Genomic DNA, 18,735 nt, shown 5'->3' on the forward strand with positions numbered 1-18,735 from the left:
AGGGCCGTCACGCGGTGGGCAGACGGACTTCCAGCGAATCCAGTAGTGCCTGTTTGGCGGCGATGTAGTGCGGGTTGTCGGCGTCGGTGGTCTGGACGGTGAGCGTGATAGCCCAGATCCTGTCCTTGGTGTTCTGCACCGCGACGATCAGGCCGGTCGCGGGTCGGCCCTGCAGGTTGTAGGTGATCGTTCGACTCGGAAAGCCTGACACTGTCCCTGCGGTGTCGGTCTCCAGCTCACCGACGACAGCGGTCACCGCGGCGCGTTCCTTGGCCAGGGCCTGCGCCGGCAGTCCGACCTGGCCGGTGAGTTCCTCCAGCGTCACCACCGCATTCGGAGTGAAACCGTGCCGTCGCAAGTCTTGGTTGTAGAGCACACCGCGTACCGGCGGTGAGTCGTTGCCGGGCAGGAACTCCCACCCCGGGGGCCGGGGGAGGGTGATCGTCGGTTCGTCGACGTCGCGGGGATCCAAGATGATCGATCCCTCGCCGGGCGGGTGACCGGAATTTGCCACTGCCAACTCCTTATCGCCCGGGCCGCCAGAGCTTGCGGAGGTAGGCGCCGCCGAAGCTGAGGTAGGAGAAGATCGCTCCCGCGGCGATCGCGCCGATCAGGTCCGTGGTCGCGGGGTTCTTCATCGAGCCGTAGATCGCAATCGCAAACAAGGTGCTGGACACCATCGGTCCGATGAGCCAAAAGAGCCACTTCGATTTTGCGTCCTTGCGGGGATCCACCGGGATGGCGATGAGAAGCATCACCAGTAGGGCGACCCCGATGATGCCGTTTGCGTTAGTGATGATCAATCCCCCTTGTCGCGGTACCCGACTCAGCCGAACAGGCCATGCCAAACATTCGAAATCCCCTCGCCCACACCCTTACCGAACTCGCTGCCGGCGAGGCCGCCGACGATCGCCCCGGTACCGGCGCCGAGGACCGCACCGATGGCGGTGCCCGGCCCGGGGCCGAAGAAGGTGCCGATCGTGGCCCCGACCTCGGCCCCTGTCTCGGCACCCAGCCCGGCGCCGACCAAACCTCCGGTGATGTCACCCGCGGTTTTGGGGACGACGTCCACGAGGGCGGTGCTCAAGGGGACTCCGTTGTTCACAGCGTTCTGGATCTCCATGACCCCGTTCGCGCCGGTGATGAAGTTCCCTGCCAAACCTAGGCGTTTGCCGAATTTCTCGACGCCCTCCATGGCCTGCGACATCGGGACACCGCCGGGAATCGCGGGGCTCGGCGACCCGCCGGGCGGGAACGCCGGCAGGTCAGGCTTGACCCACGGCGCGCCGCCCTGATTGCCCCCCTCCCCGCCGATCTCGGTGGGTTTGGACGCGGCAGGGGGCGGCCCTGTAGGTCGGGTCATCACCGGCGTGCCGGGTGGCAGCCACGGCGGGGTGGCCCCGGCGCCGCCGTCCCCGCCTTTACCGTCCGGCGTTGCGGGGGTGTGGCCATTGGCGCCGCCGGTGCCACCGTCGGCTCCCGGAACGCCGTTCGGGGCCGCGGGCTCGCCCTCGGCGTCGAACTTGCGTACCGCGACGTCGGGGTCGTAGCCGTCCTTGACTCGCAGGTTGGTCAGGGCCTGCTTCAGTGTCTTGGCGTAGTCGTTGCGGAAAAACGTCTCGTTGTGCAGGGCCGTCACGGTGTCGGCCTTGGCTGCCTGACGAACGTTCTCGATATCGGCGTCGCGATTAAGGCCCTGGTTCTTCAGGTCGAGGTAGTGGCCGATCAGGACGTCGGCGGTCTGCAGGTTCTCATTGAGTGACGTGATGTTGCCTCGTGAGGTTCCGCGGGCTTGAGCCAGGGCGGCGGCGATGGTCTCCAGGTCGGCGGCGATCTGGCCGAGCTGCTCGTTGGTGGCGTGCAGGCTGTCTTTGACGCGCTGCACCTCGGCGCCGTTGTTGATGGGTTGTTCGCCGTTTTCGCGGTTGTACTGCGTGAAGTGTTCTTGGGCGGTGCGGAAGGATTCTTCGGCGGCGGTGGCCGAGCCGGCGGCGGAGTGAAATGCCTGGGCCAGGAAGTTGATCTGGGTGGGGCTGCCGGCCTGCAGACTGTCGTCGATCGCCCAGGGGTCGCCGCCGGCCTGTGCGACGAGGTCGTCGACGTTCAGGTGCTGCAGGCTGGGACGACTCACCGCTGGGGGCCGGCGACGTCTCGCAACAGTTGGGCGTTGTGGTTGTCCATCTGGGTGAAGCCGTCGGCGGCGGTGCGTACGTTCTCGGCGATGCCGGTGAGGTTCTGGTGGTGGCCCTGCAGGGCGTCGCGATGACTGTCTTTGGCGCTGCCCAGCGCGGCGTGGAAGCCGTGGGCGTCGTCGAAATCTCCGAACATCTTGGCGGTCAGGCCGGCCACGTCGAGGCGCTGAGCACCGTCGTTGGCGTGCCCGCCGGCGTCGTCGGACACATTTGCTCCGTTACGCAGCACATGGGGGTTGACGTGCATCGCCTGCCACCTTCCGTCCGCTTGTCGCGGTAAAAGCCTACCGACGGGCGCTGAGCCGTCAATTCATCCGCTGACGCGCGCAGATGCAAGGGAAAACCCTGTTTCGCCGTCGTGTCGGCGAATCCTGCGGGGCTTTCGGGGGGAAGGCCGGGAGGGGAAGGAGCGGCCGGGTCACACCAGCGGGCGACCGGCGCGGATCCGACGGTCCAGGTCCCACAGGATCAAGTTGAACGGGAAGCCCCGCAAGAATTGGGGCAGCAGATTGTTGACTCCCCGAAGAGCACCCATCAACCGGTCGAACCGACGCTGCTTGTCGGCGTCCCAGGGCAGCTGCATCTCGTCGCGGAAGCGCTGCGGAAGGAAACCGGTGGTGATCAGCAGCGCGAGCCGTTCGTTCGCCCGCTGCAAGGGGCCGGGCACGGTCAGGCCCCGCAGCCGGCTAGCTGCGATCGGCTTCAGGTATTCGCGGACGGCGTCGTCGATGTGGACCTTGTCCAGCTGCTCCTGCCAGTACCGGTCGAAGGCGGCCCGGTCGGCGGGCCACATCTCTTCGGGCACCTGCAACATGGTGGCCATCGCCTTGCCCTCATTGCGGTAATGCCGGTCGGCGTGCTCGTCGTCCATCTCACCGAGGAAAATGCGGTGGATATCGACGTTGCCTTTGTAGAGGCAGGCACCCACCCACAGCTGCAGGTCACGGTCGAATGCGTTGTACTTCACCGGGCTGTCGGCCGTGGATCGAACCTGGCGGTGCGCGCTGTTGACCGCTTCACGGAAGGCGGCCTTCTGCTCGTCGCTGCCCTGGGTAGAAACCACCAGATAAGTGAACGTGGTGCGCGCCCGCTTGATCGGATGCAGGTCCACCCGGCCGCTTTCGACCTTGCTCTCCATCACACCGTAGCCCACCCCGGGCCGGGCCAGTTGCATGATCACGTTGGCGGGTCCGGCCAACAACGCCACACCCATCATCATGTTGTCGTCGCAGGTGACCTGCGGCAGCAAGGAACGTCTGGAACGCCTGGAACGCCGAAGTGGCGCGGGGTGCGCACCCAGCGAATGGTTCACCGAACGCTCCACCAAGGGAACCGGCTCGCTGATCGCCATGACTGCACCTCGCTGATTGTGAGAACGGTGGTTTCCTGATATTGCCCAGCTGTGGCCCCGGTGTCAAGATGGTGAGCGTGGTTTCTGCCGTGCCCCCGCGTCCCTACCGAGGTGTGCAAGCAGCCGACCGGCTGGCCGAGCGCCGGGAACGCCTGCTGACGGCCGGACTTGACGTGTTGGGCGCCCGCGAGTTGATCGAGTTGACCGTGCGAGGAATCTGCCACCGGGCCGGTGTGGCGTCGCGGTATTTCTACGAGAGCTTCGCCGACAAGGACGAGTTCGTGGCCGCGGTGTTCGACCGGGTGGTCGGTGATTTGGCGACCAGCACCCAGGCCGCCATGGCTGCGGTGCCCTACGCCGAGCAGACCCGGGTCGGCATGGCCCACCTCGTGTCCGCCATCGCCGGGGACGCCCGCGTGGGCCGGATACTGTTCAGCACCCAGCTGACCAACGCGCTGCTGGTGCGCAAGCGCGCAGAATCCAGTGCGCTGTTCGCGATGTTGTCCGGCCGCCACGTGCAGAACGTTTTGCGGGTGCCGGGCAACGACCGCATCAAGGCGGTCGCGCATTTTGTGGTTGGCGGGGTGGCTCAGACACTCAGCGCCTGGCTGGCCGGGGACGTCAGGCTCGCGCCGGAGCAACTGGTGGACCAGTTGACCGCGCTGCTGGGCCAACTCGACGATCCGGCCCTGTTCCGGGGCTAGGCCGGGTTAGGTGAGCTCCTGCACCATCGCATCGAAGGCTTGCAGGGTGTCCGAGAACATTCGCGAATCCGCCGCGTAGGACTGGGTGGACACCTTGACGGCGATTACCTCGGCGGCACGGTTGACGTAGATCAGCTGGCCGCACATGCCTTGGCACAACACCACGGTGTTGCCCGGGTAGGGGAACCACACCTGGTTGCGGTACATCCCGCCGGGCATTCCGGTGTCGTCCGGGCTGGCGGCGAACGCTTGACGCGAGTCGGCGCCGCCGTCGAGCGTGTCGGCGATCCACGCCGCCGGCACCACCTGCCGGCCGGTCAACGAGACACCGTCGCGCAAGAACAGCGACCCGAACCGGGTCAGGTCGGTAAGGCAGGCGCTGATGCCGCCGTCGAAGAATCCCGTGCCGACGGGGTCCACGCCAATGGTGGCGTCAGATTGGGCACCGAGGCGGCTCCACAGCAGCTCCGACATCAATTCGGGCATCCGCCGGCCGCCGGCGACTTCGCAGATCCAGCCCAGCACGTCGGTTTCGCACGAGCGGTATTCGAACGGCCCGCCGTGCGCCGACTTCGCCCGCAGTGTCAGCAGGAAGTCACGCAGGGTGGCGGGACCATCGTCGCTGCCTCGGGGGGCCCACCCGACCGCTTCGTCGAGGGTGTGGATCTCCGCGGTCGGGTGCAGGTAATTGTCCGAGAAGGCGATACCCGAGCGCATATCCAGCAGGTGGCGCACCGTCGCGCCGGCGTAGCCGCAGTCCGCCAGGGCGGGCACGTAGGTGGTGACCGGAGCGTCCAGGGCGATCACCCCGGCCCCGTGCAGCGCGCCGACGACGGTGGCCACCATCGACTTGCTCACCGAGAACAGCAAGTGCCGGGTGTGTGCGCCCATTGCCCCCCGGTACTCCTCGGCCACCAGCGCACCGCGGTGGGCGACGGCCCACCCGTCGGTGGCGGTGGCGTCCATGACGGCACCGACGGTCGTGGCCTCGTCCGTCGTGGTCACCGGGACCGCGGCCAGCTCGGCGCCGCTCGCGGGCAACGCCGCGACCGGTCCGGTCCCCCGGGCGATCACCGCGGTCGGCACGAAGTCTTCGACGTGCTGAAATGACCACCGCGAGTAGGGTTCTGACAGCCAGTTGTCCAGTGAGATACCGGCCGGGACGCTGCCGCTCACGCTCGCGCGACGAGCCGGGAGACGATCGGCGTGGCCGGTGTCAGGGGTGTTGAGACAAATTTCGCTCTCATGCCTTTGACCCAGCGTTGGCATCGTTCGGTCAGCCGATAGTCGGCGGTCTGCAGGTGGCCGCGGGTGACGAGTACGCCGAGTTGGGCGCCTTCGGAGCGCAAGTCGCCGGGCGCGGCGACGCGCATGTAGAACGCTTCGGACCCGTCGAGCAAGGTGGCCCAGTCGTTGGCGGACCGCGCAAAGGACACCCGGCCGTCGTCGTCGATGCGCCACACCCCGGTGCGCGGCGTTGCGGTGAAGAGCTCGACATCCGGCGAGGTCTCGTTGATGATCACCTGGCCCCAGACCTCGTCCTCGCCATAGCCTCGCTCCCAGCGTGCGTTGATATCGGCGATGTCGAGCTCATACTCCACGTCCATGTACTCGAGCAGATGGAACAGGAACAGCGGCATATCGGCGTAGGCCTCGGTGGTCAGGTTCGTCATGGGGCTGGCGCCGGACAGTCGCGGGTTGACCTCGCCGAGGTAGAGCTCGTCGGAGTCCAAGTCGTGCAGCAGGTCCACCTCGAAATAACCCCGGTAGCCCTCCCGGCTCAAGATGTCGCCCAGTTTTCGCACCATTTCTCGCGCGGTATGGGTCTTCTCTGGCGGGAGCACTTCGCGCCAGATGTCGTTGCCGCACCAGGCGCCGCGATGCGGGGTCAGTTCGGAATAACCGACCAGGCTGGTCATCGCGGGGCCGATGACGGTGCCGTGGCGAGTGACCGCACCTTCGATGCACACCTCGACATTGCGGATGCGCTTCATGACTTTGAATTCCTGCTGCGCGGTCAGCTCACCGGCGTGCTGGTCCCAGTCGGCCTGACCGCGCACAAAGAACGTCCCGCTGCCAGCGTTGCCGTAAGGGATGGAGATGACGAGGTCATCGCCCAATCCGGCGTCCCGCGCGAGCGCCAGCAGTTCTTCGTAGGAGCCGGCTCGCCCGATCGCGTGCGGCACACTCGGCACGCCCGCGGCGTCGGTCAGGCGCGTCATGATGGTCTTCGAGCCCAGGCGATTGCGCACCTCCACCGAGGGGTGCATGACCTCCAAACCGGCCTGCCGCGCGAGCGTTTGCGTTTCTTCTTCCATCATCACGAAGCAGGCTTTGCCGCCGGGGCCTCGGCCCGCGATGAATTCGAGTGTCTCGGGATCGGACAGCAGGTGGTTGCACACGTCGCCCATGGAATCGAAATCAAGGCGGTCTCGTCGCCGGGGCACGAACACTCGCGAATGCGTGCCCTCGAAAGAGTCGAAGTACGTCAGATAGAAGAAGTTGCGGATCCAACGGTCGATGCCCAGCAGGTTGAACGGGGTCGGTGAGATGAAATACAGCGGCGTGGTGTTGGTGTGGAAGAACGCGCGCACATCGGACAGACCGCTTAGCGCGCGACGCGGTGCGGGTGCGTCCATGCTCAAAGTGTGCACCGCGGATCAGAAAGTGTCGAAGGATGGGACGCGCCCAACGCTACGGTGCTATGGCTCGACAGATTCGAGGTACTTGACGAACGACGTCGGCGGATGCCCGGTGATGGTCGCTACATCGGTTGTGACCGTGGCTAGTTCGCCCGCCGCGATCGCTGCGTACGTCGACACCCATGCGTCGAGTTGCCACGAAGGAGCGTTCCACCGCTGCCGGGACCGATACGCCTCGGCGATTGTCTCGTCGTGGTATCTGACCGCGCGTCCGGTGTGCTCGCTGAGTATGCCGGCGATCTCGGCGAGGCTCAGCGCCTCGGCTCCGGTGAGTTCGTAGGTGCGGTTGGTGTGCTTCTCGGGTGCTTTCATCACGGTGGCACCGACCAGAGCCACGTCTTTGCGGGCGACCGCGGCCACTCTGCCATCGCCTGCCGGGCCGCGGATAACGCCGTCGTCGCCGGCTAATCCGCTGAGAAAGTCGATGTAGAAGTTGTCCCGCAGGAACGTGTAGGTCATTCCCGACTTGATGATGTGTTCCTCGGTGAAGTAGTGGTCACGGGCCAAGGTGAACGTCGCGTCCGGCCTGGCGCCGACGAACGAGGTGTACACCACATGGCGGACTCGGGCGCGGGCTGCCGAGTCGATAAATGTGCGGTGCTGCTCAAGGCGTTCGGCGCTCTCAGAGGCCGACACCATGAATAGCGTGGTGATCCCGCTCAACGCGGCATGTGAAGCCTCTCGGTCCCCATACGAACACTCCACGGCCTTCGCCCCGGGCAGCTTTGGCGCCCGCGACGGTGTTCGCGCCAGCAACAGCTGCGGCAGACCGGCAGCCGCGAGATGACGTGCAACCTCGCCGCCGATGTATCCGGTAGCGCCGGTGACGGCCACGCTGGGTTTCGAGAATCCGTCCACGAATACGAATTCTGTCAAACACTCCGGGGCAATGAGCGGAATGAGGTTGTCAGGTCGCCGACCCCGCCCCACAGCGAGAAACCGCGCACCTTGGTCGTCGGTGCACCCGGGGTGCGCCAGCAGCAACGTGGAGGGGGCGGGTTTGCAGTCACCACCGCGATGCGGGCACTGGGCCGGGCTTACGGTTCCTGCACGGCCAGCGGCGCGGTGTCACTCGTGTGCTCGGGCTGACGGACGTTGTCCAAACCACGGGGGTGGACGACGTGCGGCCACCAGAACCAGCGGCCGAGCAGGGTGGCGATGCTGGGCATCAGGAATGAACGCACGACCAGGGTGTCGAGCAGTAGACCGGCGCAGATGGTGGTACCCAGCTGGCCGATGATCTTCAGATCGCTGAAGGCCATCGCGCCCATTGTTACGGCGAACACCAATCCGGCGGAGGTGACCACTCCACCGGTACCGACCATGGCGCGGATCATGCCGGTCTTGAGTCCGGCGCCCAGTTCCTCTTTGATCCGGGCAACCAGCATCAAGTTGTAGTCTGCGCCGACGGCCAGCAGGATGACGATGGACATCACCATCACCACCCAGTGGATGGGCAGACCGACGATGTCCTGCCAGATCAGTACCGACAGCCCGAAGGCCGCGGAGATCGACGTGGCGGCGGTGGCCGTGATCACGGCGGCGGCGACCAGGCTTCGGGTCAGAATCAGCATGATCGTGAAGATCAGCGCCATCGCGGACAGCACCGCGATCATGAGATCGTATTTGGCGCCGTCGGCCATATCCTTGTAGGTCGCCGCCGTCCCGCCCAGGTAGACCTTGGCGTCGGCCAACGACGACGACTTCAAGGCTTCATGTGCGGCGGTTTGTTCCGGCGCGACACGGGTGATTCCTTGCGCGGTTGCGGGATCGCCCTGCGGGGTGATGAAAAAGCGGGCGGCGGTGCCGTCCGGCGACAAGAACATCTTCAAACCGCGCTGAAACTCTGGGTTGTCGAACGCCTCCGGCGGAAGGTAGAACTGCTCATCGTTCTGGGAGGCATCGAAACTTTGCCCCATGACGATGGCGTTGTTGCTCATGGCTTCCATTTGGGTGATCAGCCCCGAGAACGTGCTCTGGGTGGTCAGCGTCAAGGCCCGGGTGACCGACATGCTCATGATCATCGGCCGGATCTGCGCCACCATGAGGGGCAGAATTGAGTCCAGAGTTTTCATATCCGTCAACGATGCCTGCAACTGTTCGGCCATCTTGTCGACGCTGTCGGTGGCATCCAGAAGTGACCTCAACGACCAACAGATCGGGATATCGAAGCAGTGCGGTTCCCAGTAGACGTAGTTGCGCATGGGCCGCCAGAAGTCATCGAAATCTGCTATCTTGTCCCGCAATTCGTCGGTTGTATCGTTGAGTTCTTGCATATCGCCGACCATCGCATGCGTGGTGTCTGATGCCTGTTGCATCAGAGATTCCATGCGCTCCATGATCCCGATCATGCTGGTCATCTCGTCAGCCATCTTGAGCATGTCCGACATACGATCTTTGAGATACGTCATGTTTTGCAGTGGCACTTGACTTTGCATGCTGGACATAAACGGTACCGAGCTGTGCTGGATCGGGCGACCCAACGGTCGGGTGATGTCCTGGATCATCGCAATACCCACGACCCGGATAATGTTTTTGGCGACTTTATCCAGCACTAGCATGTCAGCCGGATTACGCATATCGTGGTCCGCTTCGACCATGAGGATGTCGGGGTTCATTCTGCCTGCGGTGAAATGCCGGTCCGATGCTTCGTAGCCTTGGACCGAGCCGGCGCGCCCAGGCAGGTAGTAACGGTCGTTGTATAACGGCGTGAAGCCCGGCAGGGCCAGTATGCCGATCATGGCGACAGCGAAGCTCGCCACCAGAACCGCTGCGGGCCACCGCACGACCGCGGTGCCGATGCGGTGGTACAGCAGATGCCGGCTCTTTTTCTTGGCCTCGAATAGGCCGAACCGGCTGCCCACGGCCAGCACGGCCGGGCCCAGGGTGAGTGCCGAGGCGACGACGACCAGCATGCCGATGGCGACCGGTTCGCCCATCGTTTGGAAATAGGGCAGCCGGGTGAATTTCAGGCAGTAGGTCGCGCCGGCTATGGTCAGTCCCGAGCCCAGGATAACGTGGGCAATTCCCCCAAATGCTGTGTAGTAAGCGGCTTCCCGGTCTTCGCCGGCTTGCCGTGCCTCACGGTAGCGGCCGAAGAGAAAGATGCCGTAATCCGTTCCGGCTGCGATCGCCAGCATCGTCAAGATCGTGCCGGCGAAAGTGGTAAGCCCGAACGCGCCGTGTGACGCGACCACCGCGACCACCCCGCGGGCGGTGAGCAACTCGCCCATGGTGATGAATAGCTGCACCACGGTCGTCACCACGGAGCGGTAGACCAGGTAAAGCATGACCGCGATCGCCACGATCGTGTACAGCGTGATCTTCCCGATGCTCGCGTTTCCGATGACGTGAGTGTCATCGGTCAGCGCGGCGGGACCGGTGACATAGGCCTTCACCCCTTCCGGTGCCGGGGTACGGTCCACGACGTCGCGGACCGCTTCGACCGATTCGTTGGCCAGTGTCGTGCCCTGATTTCCGGCGAGGTTCAACAAGACGTAGGAAGCCTTGGCGTCGCTGCTCTGCACTCCCGCTGCCGTCAGTGGGTCTCCCCAGAAATTCTGGATGTGCTGAACATGCTCGGTATCGTGGGCCAGTTGGTTGACCATGTCGTCGTAGTACTTGTGCGCGGCAGCGCCCAGCGGTTTCTCACCCTCGAGCAGGATCATGACCGTGCTATTGGCGTCGTATTCCCGGAACACCCCGCCGAGTCGCATCATCGCCTTCACCGACTGGGCATCCTCGGGAGTCATCGGTGCCGCATGCTCTTCACCGACCACTTCCAACGATGGCGCAACGGTGTTCACCACGACCGCGAGGGCGACCCAGAAGATGATGATCGGTAGCGCTAGCCAGCGCAATAAGTGCGGAATGAACGGGCGATCCCCGCGGGTGTGACGAATGCTCATGCGGATTTCACCAAGCAGTAGACCTGGGTGTTCAGACCATCCGTACTCTGTTCTTCTCGAATCTCACCATCTACGGTGATCCGGCAGTTCAGGTGATCCGCGTCGCCCTGGGCGACAATGCTGGCCCCTACCGACGGCAGCGTTGTCGTCAACGTCAACGACCACGGCAGCACCGCTCTGCTGACCTCATGCGTGTTCGCCTCGTCGTCCCAATAGTTGATATCCACCACCGCACCGGGTGGGCCGGTGATGTCGTAGACCACGATCTTTGGGTTGAACTCCACAATCTTGATCGCCCCGCCGTAATCCGCGTTCGGGTCGTGGGAGCCGAAAATTCCGTGCAGATGATTCACACCCATTCCCGCGGCCACGCCCACGACTGCCAGAACCAGGGGTATCCAAGCTTGTTTAAGAATTCCGGTTACTGGCATCGCTGAATTTCCTTACCCAAGATTGCGTCGTCAAGTGCGCACACTTCGCTGAAATGCGCTTGAAATCGCCGTCGTTTCACAGAAGCTCACGGCGGAAGCTTTGTCGGTCCGGTTGGGTTGGCAGCTATGGAGGTGCCGGGTGAGGTGAATGCTGTTCTAGCTCAGGGTGTGGGCTCGGACGCTGGGTAATGTTTTCGCTGGACCAGGAGGCAAGGAAACGCAGCGCTTGGTGCGCGGGCGTCCCGGGTTCCGCGGTCAGCACCAGCAGGGACAGGTCCGGGTCGTCGGGAAACGTGAGAAACTGCCAATCCAGGCTTAGTTCGCCGACAATGGGATGACGAAATCGTTTCGTGCCGAACGTTTTATGGGCCACGCGGTGGGAAGCCCACCAGCGTCGAAAATCTTCATCGCAGACCGACAGCTCTCCCACCAGGCTTCGCAGACGCTGATTGTGGGGAGCCTGAGCCGCATCCATGCGCAGGAAGGACACGCAGTTGCTGGCATCATCTTCCCAGTCCACGTTCATGGTGCGGACCTTGGGCTCGAGAAAGGTCAGCCGCAGCAGGTTGCGTTCGGCTGGCGGGATCGCATCGAAGTCGGTGTAGACCGCCGCGGCCAGGGGGTTCCACTCCAGCACGTCCATAACGCGGTCCACGACGAGCGCGGCCGTGTCGGTCAGATTGTCCAGCAGGCGATGGATCTGGGGGCGGACCCGCTGCGGCGCGTGTTTGCCTGTCCGGACGGTCGTCTTGTGCGCCAGTTGATACAGGTAGCTGATTTGGTCGGAGCTCAGTCGTAGAGCTCGGGCGATGGCATCCAGGGCTGATGTAGACGCACCGGCGATGCGGCCCTGTTCGAGGCGGGTGTAGTAGTCGGTGCTGATCGAGGCCAGCTGGGCGACCTCCTCACGGCGCAGTCCCGGCACTCGACGGTGATGTCCAGTCGTGGCGAAGGAAACATCCTGGGGTGAAAGTTCAGCCCGGCGAGCCCGTAGGAACTCGCCCAGCTGGTTGCCTTTTCCCCTGGATGTGTTCATCGATTCAATTGTGTCGTGTTCGAAGGCACTTGTGACAGGGAAAAATCTTTCCTAGGAATACCCGCTCCCCGATACTGCCCAGGGTTGTGCCGCCGACGTGACCTATTGTCAGCTGCGACGTTTGCGGTTCTTGCGGCGAATGCCGACCCCGCCCCATAGCGAGAAACCGCGCACCTTGATCGTCGGTGCACCCGGGGTGCCGGCGCCCTCGACCTGTTGGTCGAAGCCGCCCATCACGCCATAACCGTGGATGTCGACGTTGACCTCGGGCGGCAGCAGAATGGTCTGCCCGCCCATGATCGAGTAAGCGTTGATCTCGACGTCCGGTGAGGTGAAGTCGGCGTAGCGCAGGTCGATGACGCCGCCGCCCCACAGTGAGAAGGTGGTCAGTCGCTTGGGCACGTTCCACCGACCGCGCCGCTCGAAGGAACTCATGATCGCCAGCAGCAACGTGGAGGGCGCGGGTTTGCAGTCACCACCGCGGTGCGGGCACACCGAGGAGCCCGGCAGGTCGGCACGCAGGCCGTCGAGCTCGTCGTAGGTCTGCGCCGCGTAGGCCTTCGCCAGCCGGTCCTCGTACTCGTTCATCGGCAGTTGGCCCTGCGCGACGGCATCGCCGAGCAGCTGCGCCAACTGGATCCGGTCGGTGTCAGCGGCACGCGACTGGGTGCCGCTGGTGTCTTGGCTACGCCGGGTTGAGTTTCTCATCGGATATGTAGCCTACGACTAACCGCGTTTGCCGCAAGCTGGGTTGCCCAAACTGGGGCCGTGGTCAGGCCTGCGTGGCCCAGCTAGGCGGGCGCTTCTGCAGGAAGGCCAGCATCCCTTCCCGTGCCTCGTCGGAGACAAACATCCGCGCTGAGGCGACGCTGAGCGGTTCGGCGTCCCGGTCGAAACCGGCCAGCACCGCCGCGGTGGTCAGAGCTTTGGAGGCCGCCAACCCCTGCGGGGACCCGAGTCGCAGGTTGGCAACCAGGTCCGCGACGGAGGTTTGGACATCCGCTGTGTTTTCCACCGCCAGCGTGATCAGCCCGATCGCCGCGGCTTCGGCTGCGCCGAATTTCTCCCCGGTCAGGTAGTAGCGGGCCGCGGCCCTCGGCGACAGCTTGGGCAGCAGGGTCAGCGAGATGATCGACGGCGCCACCCCGATCCGGGCCTCGGTGAGGGCGAAGGTGCTGGCCGGGCCGGCGACCGCGAGGTCGCAGGCACCGACCAGCCCCATGCCGCCGGCCCGCACGTGCCCGTCCACCGCCGCGATCACCGGTCGCGGACACTCGACGATCGCGCGCATCAGCGCCGCCATTTCGCGGGCCCGGTCGGCGGCCAAGTCGGTCGGGTCGCCGCCGGTGGCCTCACTCAGATCCGCTCCGGCACAGAACGTGTTGCCGGTGTGGCCCAGCACCACCACCCGTACGTTCGGGTCGGCCGCCGCGTCGCGCAGCCCGGCGTGCAGCTGGGCCACCAGCTTCGACGACAGCGCGTTGCGGTTGTGCGGTGAGTCCAGGGTCAGCCGGGCCGAACCGTCGCCGGTGTCTTCCGGCCCGGCGTAGCAGACCAGCGTGTCCATCAGCACGACCTCAGTAGCTTCGGGGCAGGCCCAGTGAGGTCTGCGCGACGAAGTTGAGGATCATCTCCCGGCTCACCGGTGCGATCCGCGCCAGTCGGGACGAGGTGACCGCCGCGGCGATGCCGTACTCCTTGGTCAGGCCGTTGCCGCCGAGGGACTGCACGGCCTGGTCGACCGCCCGGGTCGATGCCTCGCCGGCGGCGTACTTGGCCATATTGGCCGCCTCGGCAGCGCCGAAGTCATCGCCGGCGTCATAGAGCGTCGCCGCCTTCTGCATCATCAGCTTGGCCAGCTGGATCTCGATGTGGTTCTGAGCCAGCGGGTGCGACAGGCCCTGGTGCGCGCCGATCGGGGTCTTCCACACCTGGCGGGTGGTGACGTAGTCGACGGCCTTGCCGATCGCGAAGCGGCCCATGCCGACCGCGCTGGCCGCGCCCATGATGCGCTCCGGGTTCAGACCCGCGAACAGCTGCGCGATGGCGGCGTCCTCGGAGCCCACCAGCGCGTCGGCGGGCAGCCGGACGTCGTCGAGGAACACCTGGAACTGGCGCTCGGGGCTGACCAGCTCCATCTCGATCGGCGTCCAGCTCAAACCAGGGGTGTCGGTGGGCACCACGAACAGCGCGGGCCGCAGGTTGCCGGTCTTGGCGTCCTCGCTGCGGCCGACCACCAACACGGCCTGTGCCTGGTCGACGCCGGAGATGAAGGTCTTCTGGCCCTTGAGGATCCAGTCCGACCCGTCGCGGCGTGCGGTGGTGGTGATCTTGTGTGAGTTCGACCCGGCGTCGGGCTCGGTGATGGCGAACGCCATGGTCAGTGATCCGTCGGCGATGCCGGGGATCCACCGCTTCTTCTGCTCGTCGGTGCCGAACTTGGAGATGATGGTGCCGTTGATGGCCGGCGAGACGACCATCATCAACAGCGCGCAGCCGTTCGCCGACATCTCTTCCATGACCAGCGACAGCTCGTACATGCCGGCGCCGCCACCGCCGTACTCCTCGGGCAGGTTGACCCCGATGAAGCCGAGTTTGCCTGCCTCGTTCCACAGTTCGTCGGTGTGCTCGCCGGCGCGGGCCTTCTCTAGGTAGTAGTCCTGGCCGTAGTTCTTGGCCATCGCGGCGACCGACTCGCGCAGGGCGCGCCGTTCGTCGCTCTCGATGAAGCTGGTGTCGCTCGTGGAATCGGTCACAGTGGTTCTCCTTCTGCTTGCGTTGCTTCTGGTTCTTCGACGCGGGCCAGCACGGCGCCGACCTCCACTTGGTCGCCCGGCTTGACGTCGAGTTCAGTGAGCACACCGTCGGACGGTGCGCTGACGGTGTGTTCCATCTTCATGGCTTCCAGCCAGATCAGTGGCTGGCCGGCGCTCACCGGGTCGCCTACGGCGGCACCCAGCCGGATCACGTTGCCGGGCATCGGCGCCAGCAGCGATCCCCGCGCGACCGCCGACTCCGGATCGGGGAAGCGGGGCAACGCCACCAGGTGGACTCCGCCGGCGGGGGAGTCGACGTAGACGTCTTGGAAAGCGGGGCCGTAGCGCGCGACGGTGAACGTGCGGGCGACGCCAGCCGGGTCGGCCAGCACCACTTCATCCGGAGTCGACGAAATCAGCGTGACCTCGCCGCCGTTGACAATCAATGCCGTTCGGGTGAAACGGTATTCGATCCGATGCTCGGTACCCGCGTCGTCGAGGTAGCCCTTGGACTGGAACCCCGAGGCCAGGTTGCGCCAACCGCCGGGAATGGAGCCGAACGCCTGCGCGGTGGCCCGATTGTGTGCGGCGTCGGCCAGGGCGGCCGCGATCGCACTGGCCTGCACGGTGGCGGCGTCGGCCAGTGGCGCCGACAGTTCCGCCAGGCCGTGGGTGTCGAAGAACGCCGTGTCCGTCGCGCCGTCCAGGAAGGCCGGGTGACGCAGCACATTGACCAGCAGGTCGCGGTTGGTGCGCAGGCCGTGCAGCCGGGTTCGGGCCAGCGCGCCGGCGAGCACGGTCGCGGCCTGCCGGCGGGTCGGTGCGTAGCTGATCACCTTGGCCAGCATCGGGTCGTAGTGGATGGACACCGTCGACCCGCTGACGATGCCGGAGTCCAACCGGACGCCGGTGCGCCGGGACAGGGTCTCGAACGCAGTCGCCACTGCGGGAACGTCGAGGGTGTGCACCGGCCCAGCCTGCGGCTGCCAGCCGTGGGCCGGGTCTTCGGCGTAAAGGCGCACCTCGATCGAATGGCCGCGGGCAGCCGGCGGTTCGGGGTCCAGCCGGGCCCCGTCGGCCACCGCGATCTGCAATTCGACCAGATCGACACCGGTGGTCTCCTCGGTGACCGGGTGCTCGACCTGCAGTCGGGTGTTCATCTCCAGGAAGTAGAACTCGCCGCGGGAGTCGGCCAGGAACTCCACGGTGCCCGCGCCGGTGTAGCCGATCGCGCTCGCGGCCAGCCGGGCGGCCTCGAACAGCTTGGCGCGCATCCCCGGGGTGCGTTCCACCAACGGCGACGGCGCCTCTTCGATGACCTTCTGGTGGCGGCGCTGAATCGAGCATTCCCGCTCGCCGACCGCCCACACCGTGCCGTGCTGATCGGCCATCACCTGCACCTCGATGTGATGCCCGGTCGGCAGGTAGCGCTCGCAGAACACCGTCGGGTCACCGAACGCCGAAGCGGCCTCGCGCTGGGCGGCCTCCACTTCGCCGGCCAGGGCAGACAATTCGTTAACCACTCGCATGCCGCGGCCGCCGCCGCCCGCGGAGGCCTTCACCAGCACCGGCAGTTGAGCGGCGGTGACGGTTGCCGGGTCGAGTTCTTCGAGAACTGGCACACCCGCGGCGGCCATCATCTTCTTCGACTCGATCTTGGAGCCCATCGAGGTCACCGCGGCCACCGGCGGCCCGATCCAGGTCAGACCGGCGGCCTGCACGGCAGCAGCGAAGTCGGCGTTCTCGGAAAGGAATCCGTAGCCGGGGTGGATGGCGTCGGCGCCGGCGGCGCGAGCCGCGGCGATGATCGCTTCGGCGGACAGGTAGCTGGTGGTCTCCGGCAGACGCACCTTGGCGTCGGCTTCGGCGACATGCGGCATGCCGGCATCGGGGTCGGTGTAGACCGCGACCGTGCCCAGGCCCAGTCGACGGCAGGTGGCGAAGACCCGTCGGGCGATCTCGCCGCGATTGGCCACCAGAACAGTGCTGATCATGGCAGTCCTCACATCCGGAAGACGCCGAAGTTCGACGTCCCCTCGACCGGGCCACTGGCAATGGCGGACAAACACATTCCCAATACGGTGCGGGTGTCGCGCGGGTCGATCACCCCGTCGTCATAGAGCATCCCCGACAGCACGAGCGGCAGCGACTCGGCTTCGATCTGCCCTTCGACCATGGCGCGCATGGCGGCATCGGCCTGCTCGTCGACCTGCTGCCCGCGGGCCTCGGTGGCTGCCCGGTTCACGATCGACAGCACGCCCGCGAGCTGCGCCCCGCCCATCACCGAGGACTTGGCCGATGGCCAGGCGAACAGAAAGCGGGGATCGTAGGCGCGTCCACACATGCCGTAGTGCCCGGCGCCATAGGAGGCGCCCAGCAGCAGCGAGATGTGCGGCACCGTCGAATTGGACACGGCGTTGATCATCATCGAGCCGTGCTTGATCATCCCGCCCTCTTCGTAGTCCTTGCCCACCATGTAGCCGGTGGTGTTGTGCAGGAACAACAGTGGGGTGTTGGAGCGGTTGGCCAGTTGGATGAACTGGGTGGCCTTCTGAGATTCCTCGCTGAACAGCACACCCCGCGCATTGGCCAAGATGCCGATCGGATATCCGTGTAGTCGTGCCCAACCCGTCACCAACGATGACCCGTAGAGCGGCTTGAACTCATCGAAGTCGGAGCCGTCGACGATCCGGGCGATCACCTCGCGCGGGTCGAACGGGATGCGCAGGTCCGCGGGCACGATGCCGATCAGTTCTTCGGAGTCGAAGAGCGGCTCGGTCACCGGTTTTGGCTTCGGGCCCTGCTTGACCCAGTTCAGCCGGGCCACGATCCGCCGACCGATCCGCACCGCGTCAAGCTCGTCGTTGGCGAGGTAATCGCCCAGCCCTGACGTGCGCGAGTGCATCTCGGCGCCACCGAGCGACTCGTCGTCGGACTCCTCGCCGGTGGCCATCTTCACCAGCGGCGGCCCGGCCAGGAATACCTTGGACCGTTCCTTGATCATCACCACGTGATCGGACATGCCGGGCACATAAGCCCCGCCGGCGGTGGAGTTGCCGAATACCAGCGCGATGGTCGGAATGCCGGCGGCCGACAGCCGAGTCAGGTCGCGGAACATCTGGCCGCCGGGGATGAAGACTTCCTTCTGGGTGGGCAGGTCCGCTCCGCCGGACTCCACCAGGGAGATCACCGGAAGCCGGTTCTCCAACGCGATCTTGTTGGCCCGCAGGATCTTGCGCAGCGTCCACGGGTTGGACGTGCCGCCCTTCACCGTCGGGTCATTGGCGACGATCATGCACTCCACGCCTTCGACCGCGCCAATCCCGGTCACCAGGCTGGCCCCGACCTGGAAGGCGCTGCCCCAGGCAGCCAGCGGGCACAGCTCCAGGAATGGTGAGTCGGCGTCGATCAGCGCTTCGATGCGCTCCCGGGCGGTGAGCTTGCCGCGGGAATGGTGGCGGTCCACGTACTTGGGTCCGCCGCCGGCGAGTGCCTTGGCGTGCTCGGCATCGATCTCGGCGAGCTTGTCGTTCAGCGCCTCCGCCGCGTCGGTGTAGGCGGGAGACGACGGGTCGAGCGTGGACTTAAGGGTGGTCATAGCCACCCCTGACGATGCAGAACGGAGCTTGCGGAGTGATGAGGAGGCAGGGGAGAA

At 65.5% G+C, this 18,735-nt stretch carries 17 protein-coding genes; 1 reads left to right on the plus strand and 16 read right to left on the minus strand.

The window, feature by feature from the left end; genetic code table 11:
* Positions 1 to 7 precede the first annotated feature (7 nt).
* The 5 genes from BN4346_RS26220 to BN4346_RS26240 all read right to left on the minus strand — a co-directional run bounded on the left by BN4346_RS26220 (position 8) and on the right by BN4346_RS26240 (position 3,543).
* Positions 8 to 514 (minus strand): LpqN/LpqT family lipoprotein, encoded by a 507-nt coding sequence (locus BN4346_RS26220; RefSeq protein ID WP_067967913.1) that lies wholly within the window; start codon positions 512 to 514, stop codon positions 8 to 10.
* Positions 515 to 524: 10 nt separating this feature from the next.
* A complete protein-coding gene (locus tag BN4346_RS26225; RefSeq protein ID WP_067967916.1) occupies positions 525 to 803 on the minus strand; it encodes a hypothetical protein in 279 nt (92 codons plus the stop codon).
* A 23-nt stretch (positions 804 to 826) separates the two neighbouring features.
* A complete protein-coding gene (locus BN4346_RS48380) occupies positions 827 to 2,131 on the minus strand; it encodes a putative alpha/beta hydrolase (RefSeq protein ID WP_067967919.1) in 1,305 nt (434 codons plus the stop codon).
* A complete protein-coding gene (locus BN4346_RS26235) occupies positions 2,128 to 2,439 on the minus strand; it encodes a DUF2563 family protein (protein ID WP_067967921.1) in 312 nt (103 codons plus the stop codon). Before BN4346_RS26235 ends, BN4346_RS48380 begins: the two co-directional genes overlap by 4 nt.
* A 171-nt stretch (positions 2,440 to 2,610) precedes the next feature.
* Positions 2,611 to 3,543, minus strand: a complete 933-nt coding sequence (locus BN4346_RS26240; RefSeq protein ID WP_067967925.1) for an oxygenase MpaB family protein — start codon at positions 3,541 to 3,543, stop codon at positions 2,611 to 2,613.
* Positions 3,544 to 3,611: 68 nt separating this feature from the next.
* On the opposite strand from BN4346_RS26240, the gene BN4346_RS26245 reads away from it, so the two are divergent.
* Positions 3,612 to 4,247 (plus strand): TetR/AcrR family transcriptional regulator, encoded by a 636-nt coding sequence (locus BN4346_RS26245; RefSeq protein ID WP_067967928.1) that lies wholly within the window; start codon positions 3,612 to 3,614, stop codon positions 4,245 to 4,247.
* Between the two features lie 6 nt (positions 4,248 to 4,253).
* On the opposite strand, the gene BN4346_RS26250 is transcribed toward BN4346_RS26245, so the two are convergent.
* From BN4346_RS26250 to BN4346_RS26300, 11 genes are all read right to left on the minus strand, one after another.
* On the minus strand, positions 4,254 to 5,423 hold the full coding sequence (locus BN4346_RS26250) for a serine hydrolase domain-containing protein (RefSeq protein WP_067967929.1): 1,170 nt from the start codon (positions 5,421 to 5,423) through the stop codon (positions 4,254 to 4,256).
* Positions 5,420 to 6,886 (minus strand): biotin carboxylase, encoded by a 1,467-nt coding sequence (locus BN4346_RS26255; protein WP_067967932.1) that lies wholly within the window; start codon positions 6,884 to 6,886, stop codon positions 5,420 to 5,422. The genes BN4346_RS26250 and BN4346_RS26255 overlap by 4 nt, the downstream gene beginning before the upstream one ends.
* Positions 6,887 to 6,949: 63 nt before the next feature.
* Entirely contained in the window at positions 6,950 to 7,807 is an 858-nt protein-coding gene (locus BN4346_RS26260) for an SDR family oxidoreductase (RefSeq protein ID WP_096867448.1), read from the minus strand.
* A gap of 179 nt (positions 7,808 to 7,986) precedes the next feature.
* A complete protein-coding gene (locus BN4346_RS26265) occupies positions 7,987 to 10,857 on the minus strand; it encodes an MMPL/RND family transporter (RefSeq protein WP_067967940.1) in 2,871 nt (956 codons plus the stop codon).
* Positions 10,854 to 11,288 carry an MmpS family transport accessory protein gene (locus BN4346_RS26270; protein ID WP_067967943.1) on the minus strand — a complete coding sequence of 145 codons (435 nt, stop codon included), beginning with the start codon at positions 11,286 to 11,288 and terminating at the stop codon, positions 10,854 to 10,856. The genes BN4346_RS26265 and BN4346_RS26270 overlap by 4 nt, the downstream gene beginning before the upstream one ends.
* A gap of 124 nt (positions 11,289 to 11,412) precedes the next feature.
* Positions 11,413 to 12,324 (minus strand): helix-turn-helix transcriptional regulator, encoded by a 912-nt coding sequence (locus BN4346_RS26275; RefSeq protein WP_067967947.1) that lies wholly within the window; start codon positions 12,322 to 12,324, stop codon positions 11,413 to 11,415.
* Positions 12,325 to 12,432: 108 nt separating this feature from the next.
* Complete coding sequence (locus tag BN4346_RS26280; RefSeq protein ID WP_067967950.1) at positions 12,433 to 13,032, minus strand: DUF1707 SHOCT-like domain-containing protein; 600 nt, start codon at positions 13,030 to 13,032, stop codon at positions 12,433 to 12,435.
* Between the two features lie 64 nt (positions 13,033 to 13,096).
* Positions 13,097 to 13,891: an enoyl-CoA hydratase family protein gene (locus tag BN4346_RS26285; protein WP_067968155.1), complete on the minus strand. Its 795-nt coding sequence runs from the start codon at positions 13,889 to 13,891 to the stop codon at positions 13,097 to 13,099.
* A gap of 10 nt (positions 13,892 to 13,901) precedes the next feature.
* The gene (locus BN4346_RS26290; RefSeq protein WP_078058434.1) at positions 13,902 to 15,080 is read right to left on the minus strand and encodes an acyl-CoA dehydrogenase family protein; all 1,179 of its coding nucleotides are present in this window, start codon (positions 15,078 to 15,080) and stop codon (positions 13,902 to 13,904) included.
* A complete protein-coding gene (locus BN4346_RS26295) occupies positions 15,077 to 17,074 on the minus strand; it encodes an ATP-binding protein (protein ID WP_067967953.1) in 1,998 nt (665 codons plus the stop codon). The genes BN4346_RS26290 and BN4346_RS26295 overlap by 4 nt, the downstream gene beginning before the upstream one ends.
* An 8-nt stretch (positions 17,075 to 17,082) precedes the next feature.
* Positions 17,083 to 18,678 (minus strand): acyl-CoA carboxylase subunit beta, encoded by a 1,596-nt coding sequence (locus BN4346_RS26300; protein WP_067967958.1) that lies wholly within the window; start codon positions 18,676 to 18,678, stop codon positions 17,083 to 17,085.
* Positions 18,679 to 18,735: the final 57 nt, after the last annotated feature.

The organism is Mycolicibacter icosiumassiliensis, assembly GCF_900078685.2.
GTDB classification, from domain to species: Bacteria; Actinomycetota; Actinomycetes; order Mycobacteriales; family Mycobacteriaceae; genus Mycobacterium; species Mycobacterium icosiumassiliensis.

Coding starts and splice junctions, on each gene's coding strand:
- BN4346_RS26235 (WP_067967921.1), bottom strand. CDS start 2,439: ATGCACGTCAACCCCCATGTGCTGCGTAACGGAGCAAATGTGTCCGAC.
- BN4346_RS26240 (WP_067967925.1), bottom strand. CDS start 3,543: ATGGCGATCAGCGAGCCGGTTCCCTTGGTGGAGCGTTCGGTGAACCAT.
- BN4346_RS26245 (WP_067967928.1), top strand. CDS start 3,612: ATGGTGAGCGTGGTTTCTGCCGTGCCCCCGCGTCCCTACCGAGGTGTG.
- BN4346_RS26255 (WP_067967932.1), bottom strand. CDS start 6,886: ATGGACGCACCCGCACCGCGTCGCGCGCTAAGCGGTCTGTCCGATGTG.
- BN4346_RS26265 (WP_067967940.1), bottom strand. CDS start 10,857: ATGAGCATTCGTCACACCCGCGGGGATCGCCCGTTCATTCCGCACTTA.
- BN4346_RS26270 (WP_067967943.1), bottom strand. CDS start 11,288: ATGCCAGTAACCGGAATTCTTAAACAAGCTTGGATACCCCTGGTTCTG.
- BN4346_RS26275 (WP_067967947.1), bottom strand. CDS start 12,324: ATGAACACATCCAGGGGAAAAGGCAACCAGCTGGGCGAGTTCCTACGG.
- BN4346_RS26280 (WP_067967950.1), bottom strand. CDS start 13,032: ATGAGAAACTCAACCCGGCGTAGCCAAGACACCAGCGGCACCCAGTCG.
- BN4346_RS26285 (WP_067968155.1), bottom strand. CDS start 13,891: ATGGACACGCTGGTCTGCTACGCCGGGCCGGAAGACACCGGCGACGGT.
- BN4346_RS26295 (WP_067967953.1), bottom strand. CDS start 17,074: ATGATCAGCACTGTTCTGGTGGCCAATCGCGGCGAGATCGCCCGACGG.
- BN4346_RS26300 (WP_067967958.1), bottom strand. CDS start 18,678: ATGACCACCCTTAAGTCCACGCTCGACCCGTCGTCTCCCGCCTACACC.